The organism is Okeania sp. SIO3I5 (assembly GCF_010672085.1).
GTDB lineage: Bacteria > Cyanobacteriota > Cyanobacteriia > Cyanobacteriales > Microcoleaceae > Trichodesmium.
This window is the reverse complement of record NZ_JAAHHT010000257.1, coordinates 1-13,157: the sequence shown is the minus strand read 5'-3', so window position 1 is coordinate 13,157 and position 13,157 is coordinate 1. Positions and strand designations below refer to the sequence as shown.

8 protein-coding genes are annotated in these 13,157 nt (G+C 38.3%); 6 read left to right on the top strand and 2 right to left on the bottom strand.

Annotated features, from left to right (window positions below):
• The first annotated feature begins 51 nt into the window (after positions 1-51).
• The 5 genes from F6K40_RS33890 to F6K40_RS33870 all read left to right on the top strand — a co-directional run bounded on the left by F6K40_RS33890 (position 52) and on the right by F6K40_RS33870 (position 4,907).
• Positions 52-807 carry an RNA-guided endonuclease InsQ/TnpB family protein gene (locus tag F6K40_RS33890; RefSeq protein WP_293142645.1) on the top strand — a complete coding sequence of 252 codons (756 nt, stop codon included), beginning with the start codon at positions 52-54 and terminating at the stop codon, positions 805-807.
• Positions 808-896: 89 nt separating this feature from the next.
• Positions 897-1,103 (top strand): UPF0175 family protein, encoded by a 207-nt coding sequence (locus F6K40_RS33885; protein WP_293142642.1) that lies wholly within the window; start codon positions 897-899, stop codon positions 1,101-1,103.
• Between the two features lie 127 nt (positions 1,104-1,230).
• Positions 1,231-1,389 (top strand): hypothetical protein, encoded by a 159-nt coding sequence (locus F6K40_RS33880; RefSeq protein ID WP_293142639.1) that lies wholly within the window; start codon positions 1,231-1,233, stop codon positions 1,387-1,389.
• A 61-nt stretch (positions 1,390-1,450) separates the two neighbouring features.
• Positions 1,451-1,600 (top strand): type II toxin-antitoxin system PemK/MazF family toxin, encoded by a 150-nt coding sequence (locus tag F6K40_RS33875; RefSeq protein WP_293142636.1) that lies wholly within the window; start codon positions 1,451-1,453, stop codon positions 1,598-1,600.
• Between the two features lie 250 nt (positions 1,601-1,850).
• Positions 1,851-4,907, top strand: a complete 3,057-nt coding sequence (locus F6K40_RS33870) for a CHAT domain-containing protein (protein WP_293142633.1) — start codon at positions 1,851-1,853, stop codon at positions 4,905-4,907.
• 376 nt (positions 4,908-5,283) lie between these two features.
• On the opposite strand, the gene acnB is transcribed toward F6K40_RS33870, so the two are convergent.
• Positions 5,284-7,881 carry a bifunctional aconitate hydratase 2/2-methylisocitrate dehydratase gene (gene acnB / locus F6K40_RS33865; RefSeq protein WP_293142630.1) on the bottom strand — a complete coding sequence of 866 codons (2,598 nt, stop codon included), beginning with the start codon at positions 7,879-7,881 and terminating at the stop codon, positions 5,284-5,286.
• A gap of 872 nt (positions 7,882-8,753) precedes the next feature.
• On the bottom strand, positions 8,754-8,882 hold the full coding sequence (locus F6K40_RS33860) for a hypothetical protein (protein ID WP_293142627.1): 129 nt from the start codon (positions 8,880-8,882) through the stop codon (positions 8,754-8,756).
• Between the two features lie 99 nt (positions 8,883-8,981).
• Here F6K40_RS33860 and F6K40_RS33855 point away from each other — a divergent pair, with 99 nt between their 5' ends.
• On the top strand, positions 8,982-13,106 hold the full coding sequence (locus tag F6K40_RS33855; RefSeq protein WP_293142624.1) for a PAS domain S-box protein: 4,125 nt from the start codon (positions 8,982-8,984) through the stop codon (positions 13,104-13,106).
• Positions 13,107-13,157: the final 51 nt, after the last annotated feature.

The window sequence follows — 13,157 nt, the reverse complement described above, 5'->3', positions numbered from 1 at the left end:
TAAAACGACGCTTATCGGGATGGAACTTGGTTTCCTAAAAAGGTAAAAGGTATGCTTTTTTGTACAGCAATTGGATATCAAATACCTCGTAATTGCGATTATGGAACTGAGCTGGTTTATCAACGAGGACAGTGGTTTGCTTGCTTTCCTCAATACATTGCTCCCATGACCACTGGCTCTGATAAAGTTATTGCATTAGACCCTGGAAACAGAGCATTTTTAACTGGCTATGATGGTGAAAACGTTTTAGAAATTGGTAAGGGAGACATCGGGCGAATTAACCGTTTATGCTCGCACCTAGACAATTTATTAAGTCGTGTTGCACTATCAAAAAACAAACGCCAACGTTATCTAATGCGCAAGGCAGCAACTCGGATGAGAACTCGGATTCAATATTTGGTAAAGGATTTGCATAACAAAGTAGCTTCTTTCTTAGTTAATAGCTACAAATTAATTTTTCTGCCAACTTATGAAACCTCTCAAATGGTTCTTAAATCAATACGAAAAATTAACCGCAAATCTGTTAGAAATATGTTGAGTTGGAGTCACGGAAAATTTGCCTCTCATATAGAGCAGATGGCTGCTCGCCAAGGAGTTTTAGTCGTTCGTTGTAATGAAGCTTATACCTCTAAAACTTGTACGAATTGTGGTCACGTTCATCACAACTTGGGTGGCTCCAAAATTTATAAATGTCCTCAATGCGGTCATAGAATTGCACGGGACATCAATGGCGCTCGCAACATAATGTTGAGAGCTTTGCAGGCTACTGCCTTCACTGTTGTCAATGATTCTATTGTCATAGCGTGATGCTATATCTACTGAAGCGCTTTAATCAAATTTGAGCGTTTTGACGAGATTAAAAGTAGCACATAGTTGTTAATTATTAATTGTGGAAAATGACTATTATTATTTCTGATGAAATTTTGTGCGCGACTAGAATGACCGAATCTGAGATGAAACTGGAAATAGCTGTTATTCTTTTCCAAAAAGAAAAACTAACTTTAGGTCAAGTTAGTCGGTTTGTTGACATGAATAGAATTGCTTTTCAGCATTTATTGGCTAGTCGTCAAATTCCGGTTCATTATGACGTAAAAGACTTATAAAAAGATATTTATAATTTGAAGAAAATGGGCAAATTATGATTTTTGCTATTGATACTTCAGTAGTCAATAATTCTCCCAACATTAACCAAAAACAATTACTTTATATAAGTGACAAAAAAATCAAAAAATGCCTAATCAAAAATTATCCTTGGAAATTTTAGAATCTCTCTATGAAAAATTAGAGGAGCTATCTGAGTTAACAGAAGAATCAATTGACACTCTAATTATTAGAATTATTGCCATGAGAATACCATCATTACTGAGAGAAACTAAAGAGTTTAATTAAATGTTAGATGCAATTACTCCAGAACAACTTCATGGTGAAATTGGTATAGAAGAGGTACTAAGTGAACAATTCCAATAACTTAAATTTTTATACTCCTAAAAAGGGAGATATTGTCTGGATAAACTTTAATCCTCAATCTGGAAGAGAACAAGCTGGTCGTCGTCCTGCTGTAGTAGTTTCATCAAGTAGATATGACCGCCTTGTAGGATGAGTTTTAGTCTGCCAAATTACTACAAAAGTTAAAGGATTTATGTTTGAAATACCAATTCCAGAGGGATTATAAATTTCAGGAGTTGTATTAGCAGATCAAATCTTTAGACTATAAAACACGGCGAGCAGAGTTTGCTTGTCAAATGCCAGATGAGATATTAATGCAAGTAATTATTGCTATAAATAGAATGATGAAAGAAGTTTAATTTAATTTCAATATCCTTATAACCCTACTCCCTAACTTTAAGACGATGAAACGGATTATTATTACCTCTCTAATTGGAATAAAAATCCTAACTACAACTCCTCTAATACTGCCACTATTACCACAACGGAGTTATGCTCAAACTTCCAACTATCAGACACAAAACTTAGAAAAACTACTAGAAATAGCATGGCAACAAAGGAGGGAATACCAATATCAGGAGTCTATAGAAACGTTTAAACAAGCTGTAACTATTGCCAGAAAAAACAAAGACCGAGAAAAAGAAGCAGATGCTAACCTTGGTCTTGGTGTTAATTACTATATTATTGGCAAGGGACAAGAAGCATTAAACTTTTACAACGAAGCTTTGATGATTTTTCGGGAAGTGGGCGATATCTCAGGAGTTGCTACTACTCTCAATAATGTTGGTGCAGTTTACCGCAGTATAGGTCAACCACAAAAAGCATTAGAATACTTTCAGCAAGCTTTACCTATCATGGCAGAAGTGGGCGATCGCTCTAGAGAAGCTTCTACTCTCAATAATATTGGCGCAGTTTACCGCAGTATAGGTCAACTTCAAGAGGCATTAGTATACTACCAGCAAGCTTTACCCATCAGACAGGAAGTAGGCGATCGCTCAGGAGTTGCTATTACTCTCAATAATATTGGTCAAGTTTACAGCAGTATAGGTCAACCACAAAAGGCATTAGAATTTTATCAGCAAGCTTTATCCATCAGGCAGGAAGTGGGTGATCGCCCTGGAGAAGCTGCTACTCTCAATAATATTGGTGGAGTTTATGACAGCATAGGTCAAGCCCAAAAGGCATTAGAATACTTGCAGCAAGCTTTACTCATCTTGCAAGAAGTGGGCGATATCTCAGGAGTTGCTACTACTCTCAATAATATTGGTGCAGTTTACTACAGTATAGATAAAATCCTAAAAGCATTAGAATACTACCAGCAAGCTTTACCCATCTTGCAAGAAGTGGGCGATATCTCAGGAGTTGCTGCTATATTTAATAATATAGGTCTGGTTTACGACAGTATAAGTCAACCGCAAAAAGCATTAAACTACTACCAGCAAGCTTTACCCATCTTGCAAGAAGTGGGGGATCGCTCAGGAGTTGCTATTACTCTCAATAATATTGGTCAAGTTTACAGCAGTATAGGTCAACCACAAAAGGCATTATCATACTACCAGCACGCTTTACTCATCATGCAACAAGTGGGCAATCGCTCTGGAGTTGCTACTACTCTCAATAATATTGGTCAAGTTTACAGCAGTATAGGTCAACCACAAAAGGCATTATCATACTACCAGCAAGCTTTATCCATCAGGCAGGAAGTAGGCGATCGCTCAGGAGTTGCTATTACTCTCAATAATATTAGTCAAGTTTACAACAGTATAGGTCAACCACAAAAGGCATTATCATACTACCAGCAAGCTTTACCCATCTTGCAAAAAGTGGGCGATCGCTCTGGAGTTGCTACTACTCTCAATAATATTGGTGTAGTTTACCAAAATATAGATGAACCCCAAAAAGCATTAGAATACTACCAGCAAGCTTTACCCATCTTGCAAGAAGTGGGCGATCGCTCTGGAGTTGCTACTACTCTCAATAATATTGGTGTAGTTTACCGAGATAAGAATCAATCAGAGAAAGCTATAGAAAATTTGGAAAAGTCAGTGGAAATCACCCTAGAAATGCGTGGGGGGTTAAAAAAAGAATACCGCAAAGCTTTTTTAGAAGACAATGAACGTACAACGATCGCCCTTATCGATCTCCTCATTGAGCAAAACAAACCTGATGCTGCCTGGCAATGGTATAACCGAGTTACTACTTTCGACCTTGCTGACTACACTCGTCTTATTGATGCTAAAGTCAAAAACCCAGAAGCTCAAAAACTGATTAACCAATGGCAACAAAACAATCAACAATTACAAGCTCTCTATGGCAAAATAGAAGATGAATGGACTCCCCAACTTTCCCAACAAGTTAACCAGTTACAAGCAGAAAGCAGCCAACTCGCGGAAAACATTACCTATAAATACCCAGAAGTTGCCGAGCTTTTTGAATACAAGCCAAAAGATATCAAGAAACTTAAAGCCAATATTGCACCAGATACCGTTCTTATTCAACCAGCTTTTTTGAGAGATAGCATCGCCATATTTTTTGTTACCAGAGACAAACCTATCCTAGTTAAAAAAAATCCCGTAGATATCAAAGAATTTGATGGCATTCTCACTGAATATCGTGCGCAACTAGAAAACCCCATTGCCGACGACTACGACGTTAACCAAGAAAAACTCTATGACTATCTGATTCGCCCTATAAAAGCAGAAATAGCAGCTTACTCCCCCAAACAACTTGCCATTATCCCCACTGGCAAATTGCGTTATATTCCGTTTGAAACCCTATTTGATAATCAAGCTAACCAATATTTACTGGAAAAATATCCCATCCACTATCTCACCCGCATCTCTGGGAAAAGAAAACCGGAGTCAAAAAACACTAAACCCCTGAAAGCATTAGCATTTGGGAATCCTCAACCGACAAATATAGAACTCCCTGGAGCAGAAGCAGAAGCCAGAATCATCGCCGAAATGTTATCAAGCAAATATTACATTCGAGAAGAAGCAACCCTCGCTCGTTTCCAGAACGAATCCCTGGGTGTTCCCTTAGTGCATCTTGCTACCCACGGTTGCTTTCAAAAAGGTGGTTGCCCTAATGTCGGTTTAGAGGAAAATACTATTTTGTTTGCCAACGATAAAACTTTTCATATCAGAGATGCTGCACTTTTAGGATTAGAAAATACAGATTTAATCGTTTTGAGTGCTTGCCAAACTGCCATGAAAGCTGACTCCAACGGTGAAGAAATAGCAGGTGTTGCCTATTTATTTGAGCGTTCGGGTGCGGATGCTGTCATTGCCAGTTTATGGAATGTTGAGGATGACACAACGAAGGAAATTATGGTTAAATTTTATCAGTATTTGCAACAGGGAATGACGAAGGTGGAGGCATTACGTCAGGCGAAGTTAAGTTATGCTAGGGAGTATGTTCATCCGTTTTATTGGTCGCCTTTGATTTTGATAGGCAATTAAAATTCAAAATTCAAAAGTAGCTAATACCATGTTGAAAAAAGAATGTTACAAATAGATATCAGGAAATCCTTACCTGGCAAGAATTATGCCATAGCAGCCATTTTTAAAATTGGTATAAATCCCTGCCTAGCTCTAGGGATTCATTATTTGAAATCATCTGTGACAAAAGATGCTAGACACAGATTCGGGCATGGATAAACGGAGTCATAATTTGAAATCATCCGTGCATCCGGGACAAAATCCGTGTCTAGCTCATTCGTTACTACCGATTTGATATCACAAATAGTTTCAAACTTTCAATATCAAATAATTGCCTGAAACTATTGTATTGTCAAAGTTTTTAGCCGATCAAATCTTACTTTTGACTTTTGAATTTTCACGCTGGCATCCCCAAAATCTCCTCAATCTTGGGCATCTCGTCCAAAGGAATCACTCGCCCTTCATCCTCAAAACCAGCAATTTGATCGAAGTTCAAATACCGATACAAATCGCCGGCAAACGGATCGACTTTCTCTTTCATAATCTCCAAATACTCATCCACAGTAGGTATCCGACCTAACAACGCGCAAACCGCTGCCAATTCAGCAGAACCCAAATACACACGAGCGCCTTTACCCATACGATTATTAAAATTCCGCGTCGAAGTCGAGAACACAGTCACGCCATCCTCAACCCGCGCTTGATTTCCCATACACAAAGAACATCCAGGCATTTCCGTCCGCGCACCAGCAGCAGCAAACACACCATACATTCCTTCCTCGCGCAACTGTTTCTCATCCATGCGAGTAGGAGGACATATCCACAATACACCTTTGACTCGCCCTGCTCCTTCCAATACTTTGGCAGCAGCGCGATAGTGACCGATATTTGTCATGCAGGAACCGATAAACACTTCATGGATTTTATCCCCCGCACATTCCGACATCAATTTAATATTATCCGGATCATTAGGTGCCGCCACAATAGGTTCCTTGATTTCATTCAAGTCTACTTCAATAATTTCGGCATATTCTGCATCCGAATCCCCAGACATTAATTCTGGATTTGCCAACCATTGTTCCATCTTGGCAACCCGACGCATAATTGTCCGCGCATCTGAATAACCCCGCGCTACTATATTCTTTAACAAAGCAATATTAGAACGCAAATACTCCGAAACAGTCGACCTACCTAACTTAATTGTGGAACCAGCACAAGAACGTTCCGCAGTCGCATCGGTTAATTCAAACGCCTGCTCAACTTTCAAATCTGGCAAACCTTCCATTTCCATGATGCGCCCAGAAAACACATTTTTCTTGTTCTTTAATTCTACAGTTAACAACCCTTTTTGAATCGCCACATAAGGAATAGCATTCACAATATCCCGCAATGTTACGCCCGGTTGCAACTTACCTTTAAACCGCACCAACACAGATTCTGGCATATCCAACGGCATTAAACCCAAAGCTGCTGCAAAGGCTACCAAACCAGAACCCGCAGGAAACGAAATTCCCAAAGGAAAACGGGTATGGGAATCACCGCCAGTTCCCACCGTATCCGGTAACAACATCCGGTTTAACCAAGAGTGAATAATTCCATCTCCCGGACGCAACGCTACCCCACCGCGAGCAGAAAAGAAATCAGGTAACTGTTTGTGAGTTTTAATATCAACTGGTTTGGGATAAGCTGCTGTATGACAAAAACTCTGCATTACTAAGTCAGCGCTGAAACCAAGACAGGCGAGTTCTTTCATTTCATCTCGCGTCATAGGTCCGGTGGTATCCTGAGAACCTACAGTTGTCATCAATGGTTCGCAAGCTGTTCCCGGACGAATGCCTGGTAAACCGCAAGCTTTACCTACCATTTTCTGTGCCAAACTGAAACCTTTTCCTGTATCTGCTGGTGCTTGCGGACGAGTAAATACAGTGCTGGTTTCTAATCCTAGAGCATTACGGGTTTTGTCAGTGAGGGTACGCCCAATTAATAGAGGAATTCGCCCCCCTGCTTGTACCTCGTCTACCATGGTTTCTGGTTTCAAGGTAAAGGTGGAAATTATTTCTCCTGCTTCATTGGTAATTTCCCCTTTGTAGGGATGAATAGTTATTACCATCCCTGTTTCCATTTTGGTAACATCGCATTCGATGGGTAAAGCGCCAGAGTCTTCAGCAGTGTTGAAGAAAATAGGAGCAATTTTTCCTCCTAAAATATAACCACCTGATTTTTTGTTAGGAATGAAAGGAATATCTTCCCCAATATGCCACAACATGGAATTACAGGCAGATTTCCGGGATGAACCTGTACCGACAACATCTCCAACGTAGGCAACTGGATGACCTTTTTGTTTTAATTCGGCAATTGTTTCTAACCCTTCTGGCATTTTCGACTCCAACATTGCTAAGGCGTGGAGTGGAATGTCGGGGCGAGTAGTGGCGTGGGGAGCAGGTGACAAGTCGTCGGTGTTGGTTTCGCCGGGAACTTTGAAAACTGTGACTTTTATGGTTTCTGGGAGTTGGGGGCGAGTGCTAAACCATTCTGCTGCTGCCCAAGAATCTACTACTTGTTTGGCGTAGGGGTTGGTTTCTGCCAATTCTATAACATCGTTAAAAGCATCGTAGACTAACAGAGTTTTGCTTAAAGCTTTAGCTGCTGTGTTTGCTAGTTCAGAATTTTCTGATTTGAGCAAATCTATCAATGATTGAACGTTGTATCCACCAACCATTGTTCCTAATAGTTCCACTGCGTAGGTGGGAGAAATTAGGGGACTGGCAATTTCTCCTTTAGCAATACCTGTGAGAAATCCTGCTTTGACATAAGCTGCTTCATCGACTCCTGGTGGTACGCGATCGCGCAATAATCCCATCAACTTTTCTTCTATTCCGTTTGGTGGGTTTTTCAGTAGTTCACATAGTTCTGATGTTTGCCCTGCATCTAGTGGTAAGGGTGGGATTCCTAAATTTGCCCGTTGTTGAACGTGCTGCTCATAGTTTTTTAACATTGTTTGGGTGTCCTCCTCATTTGCTTTGTCTATATTTTAGACATTTTTTTCGGGATATATTCGCCCTACATCCCTCCAAATATAGTAGAAGGTTAAATTAAATAAAAAAACAGTTGATTTCAATACTTATAGTTTCTTAAGCAAAAGTTATTGCTTCAAAAGTGTTGCTCCAAAGTCTTAAATAATTCGGTGGTGGTGCATGGTAATGGTAGAGAGAGTTTGGGAAGTGTAGGGAATGTGGGAAGAAATTAAAAAATATATATCTTCACCATTACAGTAGTAGGACAACCAAATAATTCTACTCAAAAACTCTAAGACTTTTGTCTGAAAAATATGATTTTTTGAAAAAAAATACAAAATTTACATTAGATTGTCAAATGAAGTTTAGTAAAAAAAATTAACATAAGCGATAAAAGATACCTTGCAATGTAATTAATATATTAAATAAGTAAGTATAAATAAGTAAGTAACTAAGTTGGCACAAAAAAAACTAAGTATGTAACAAAAAGTAAAGTAGCTCTAAAACCTCTTACTTTCAGCTTACTTTCAGCGTAGCTGTCCTCTCCCCTCTGCTCTTTAACAATAAATTTTAACGCTTACCTATATTTTTTATTAAGGGCAACTTCATGGAGAAATTGTATTAGAAATGGTATTAGGCAAGACGAGAAAAAGGTTGAAAAATACTCGGTTGTGCATCAGTAAAGTGTGGGATAAGTAAGTAATGGTGGTCAATAATCATCTAAAAGCACTACTGATAGAAGTGAGTTTTTTGGATTTTTGTCGAGAAAAAAGTGCAAATTTTTCAGCCTTTAAGACCAAAAAGTTAGGACGAAAGGCAGACTTGCACAAAAAGATACAGGTACAATTATTCCTTATACTTCCCACACTTCCCACCCTTCCCATACGAACCAACTTCCCACCCTTCCCACCCTCCCCACACTTCCCACCCTTCCCACCCTCCCCACACGAACCAACTTCCCACACGAACCAACTTCCCACACTTCCCTATTTCCTATTCTCTGTCCCCTATATTCCTTGACAAATAATCTCTAAACTCAAAAAAAATTGGATAAAATTAAAGAATAGGATTGAGGTAAGCCATGAGAAAAAAACAAAGAGAAACTCAAGAACTATGGGAAACTATTACTGAAACAATCCCTGTAGCAATGGTAATCAGTCGTGCAGTGGATGGCATAGTTCTCTTCAACAACGAACTCTTTGAACTTACTTTTGGACTTCCTAGAGAAAAATTAATCGGTAGTCCCAAATCGAACTTTTACTGTAATCCCCAAGACCGTGAATTATTGCTGATAAATCTCCAGAAAGAAGGCGTAGTGCGCGATCGCGAAGTGCGAGTCAAAAAAGCAGATGGCACGCCATTTTGGGCTACGGTATCAATGCGTCCCATAATATTTAATGGGGAAGATGCCATATTGTCTATATTTTTGGATATCTCGGAATGCAAATTTACTCAACAGTCGCTGCAAAAACAAGCTTTAACTTTTGACCATTTATACGATGGGGTTATCCTGACAGACATTCAGGGTAATATCGTTGACTGGAACCTAGCAGCAACTAGAATGTTTGGCTATAGTAAAACTGAAGTCTTAGATAAGACTCCAGCCATTTTACACAAACCAGAAGTAGCCTCTGTGTTAACAGAGCAAATACTAGAGGAAATGAAGGCCAATGGTAAGTGGGTAGGGCAAATTAATTTCATTCGCAAAGATGGCAGCGAGGGTTTGTGTGAAACAACTGTTGTACCAATGTTAGATAAATCTTGTCAAATCATTGGAACTATAGGAGTTAATCGAGATATTACTGAACAAAAACGAGCGCAAGATAATGAAAATAAACTATTAGAGTCGCTCAAATATCGCGAACGTCTACAAGCAGCAGTAGCACTAATAGGACAAAAGGCACTGAAAACATTAAATATTTATAAATTAATTGATGTAGCAGTTACCATAGTTACCAAAACTTTAAATGTAGAATTTAGTCAAGTATTAGAGTTATTGCCTGGTAATCATGCCTTTCTCCTTTGTGCAGGTGTAGGTTGGGCAAAGAATTTAGTAGGTAAAGCTACAATTAGTGCTGGGGAAAAATCCCAAGCAGGTTATACTCTCTTAGCAAATCAACCAGTCATTGTCAAAGATTTGTTCGTGGAAACTCGTTTTCCTGGTTCGCCCTTGCTACATAACTACCGAGTAGTGAGTAGTGCAACTGTAATCATACCTAACTTAGAAATCAAAGAACCTGAAAATACTAATTCCCATAACTCTCAAAAAGCTTGGGGTGTTTTGGGGGTTTATACTAAACAGTATCGAGAATTTACCCAGGATGATATTTATTTTCTCCAAGCGATCGCTAATGTTTTAGCAACTGCTATTGAACGTCATGCTAATGAAGAACGCTTACAACTGATGAAACGGGCAATTGATAGTAGCAACAATGGTATTGTTATTACTGATGCGACTCAAGCAGATAATCCTCTTGTTTATTTTAATCCTAGTTTTCAGCGCCTCACAGGTTATGAAATTGAAGAAATAATGGGAAAAAATTGTCGTTTTTTGCAAGGAAAACTAAGAGATCAACCAGCAGTTTCTAAGTTAAGAAATGCTATTTTATACGGTCAAGAATGTCATGTAATTTTACAAAATTTTCGCAAAGATGGCACGGAATTTTGGAATGAAGTCTTCATTGCACCAGTTTATAATTCCTTAAATCATTTAACACATTTTATAGGTATTCAAAACGATATTACAGAAAGATTTCATTGGGAAGCAGAATTATTTATCAAAACTGAAACCTTAGAAAAATTTAGTTCTAGCTTAAAGGAATTGCATAGAATTGCCACTTGTAATCATAATAATCTAGAAGAACTTTTTGCTGATTATCTCCAAGCCGGTTGTAAAATTTTTGGCACAGAAACAGGAGTAATTAGTGAAGTAAAAGGGGAAATGTTTCTCATTAAATCTGTACACTCAAACTTGGATTATTTTTCACCAGGAATGGTATTTAATTTATGTGGCGTTTTATGTCAGAAAGTAGTTGGAGAACAAAGAACAATTGTGTTCGGTGAATTAGAACAATCAGAAGTGAAAGGTATGCCGATAAAGTTATATATTGGTACTCCAATATTAATAAATAATCAGACTTATGGTACTTTATGCTTCTCATCTCCAAAACCAAGAACGAAAGAATTTGAGTCTCACGAAGAAGAAATTATTGAATTAATGGCTCAAGGTATCGGAAAATTTATTGAAACCTCTCAAAAAGAGTTAGAACGTGAGCAAGCAGAAGTAGCACTCCGAGAAAGTGAAAAACGTTACCGTCTTTTAGTAGAATCTTCACCAGAAGCGATCGCTGTAATTTGCATGGAAAAATTTGTCTATATAAACTCTGCAGGATCCAAATTACTCGGGGGAAATTCCCCAGAAAAAATTATCGATCAATCTCTGTGGCAATTTATTCCACCAGATTATATAGAAATAGAAAAACAGCGACTCAAACAGGTTCAGCAACAAGGAAAACAAACACATTTACAAGAAGAAAAGTTAATTAGACTAGATGGAGAAGTCATCGATGTAGAAATAGTTGGAATACCTTATACTTATGATGGCAAGGCAGCAACGCAAATAATTATTAGAGATATCACAGAACGCAAACAAACACAAGCCAAACTTGTTTATGATGCACTTCACGATGCACTGACAGGTTTACCAAACCGTACCTTGTTTTTTGACCGACTAAGGTTAGCATTGCGTCGTTCCAGACAATACCCAGATTATCGGTTTGCTGTTCTGTTTCTAGATTTAGATCGGTTTAAAGTAATTAACGACAGTTTAGGACATACGATAGGAGATGGACTATTAGTAGAGATCGGCAAGCGACTACAGAACTGTATCAGACCTTCAGATACTCTGGCAAGATTAGGAGGAGACGAATTCACGATCTTACTAGAGTATCCACCTGATATTAACTATATCACCAAAGTAGCGGTGAATATCAATGAAGAACTTGCCAAACCAATTTACCTGGAAGGGCATGAAATATTTAGTACCGCTAGTATTGGCATTGTTGCCAGTCATGGAAATTTTGCCGATAGTGCTGATGAAAATCATCCCCAGATTTGTCCCATTTACAACAACCCCGAAGACTTACTGCGAGATGCAGATATTGCTATGTATCGGGCAAAAGCTATGGGTAAAGCAAGGCACGAGGTGTTTGACTTGACAATGCACAGCCAAGCTATATCGTTATTAGACCTGGAAAACGATCTGCGACGGGCTGTTGAAATGATTAAACAAAATCCAGCTAATTCTCAATTTCGCTTAAATTATCAACCAATTATCTGTCTATCTACAGGTAAAATTACTGGTTTTGAAGCTTTGTTACGCTGGCATCATCCAACTAAAGGCTTGATTTCTCCAGTTAAGTTTATCCCCATAGCAGAAGAAACAGGTTTAATTATTCCTCTAGGAATGTGGATATTGCGAGCTGCTTGCGATCAATTAACTATCTGGCGGCAAGAATTTAACTGTCAATATACAGATAACACTCCTGAAATATCCCTGATATCTAATTCTTTACCTCACACAGAAAATGGCAATGGCAAAGATCCTTCTACTTGCTCTATATATAATTCTGGCTGTCAATTTCCTAGCTCCAATTTAACTATCAGTGTTAATCTTTCTAGTAAGCAGCTTTCACAGCCAAGTTTAGCAGAAGAAATTAAGGAGATTTTACAAGAAACAAATTGTCAACCTAATTCTTTGAAGCTAGAAATCACTGAAACTCTAATTATGGAAAATGTTAGTTTAGCCACTCAAATGTTGAATAAACTGAAAAATCAAAATATTAAATTATCAATAGATGATTTTGGTACAGGTTATTCATCATTAAGTTATCTACATCAGTTTCCTATTAATACTCTTAAAATTGACCGTTCTTTTGTGAGTAGATTAGACTCGGATACAAATGGTCAACCATTAAAAATTGTGAGTTCTATTATTGCATTAGCTCATAATTTAGGTTTAGAAGTAATTGCAGAAGGAATAGAAACCCTAGAGCAAATGCAGCAACTTGAGCAATTTAAGTGTGACAAAGGACAAGGATATTGGTTTTCAAAACCCCCACAGCAAAAATTATTAACTTTTACTGCCAGTTCAATAACTACTAATAGTTCACTCAAAGCCGGATTTTTTATTTGCCAATCAACTTAACAATCAAACTACCTCCTAGATCAAGAGCAACTACCGCTCCACCCAATAAAC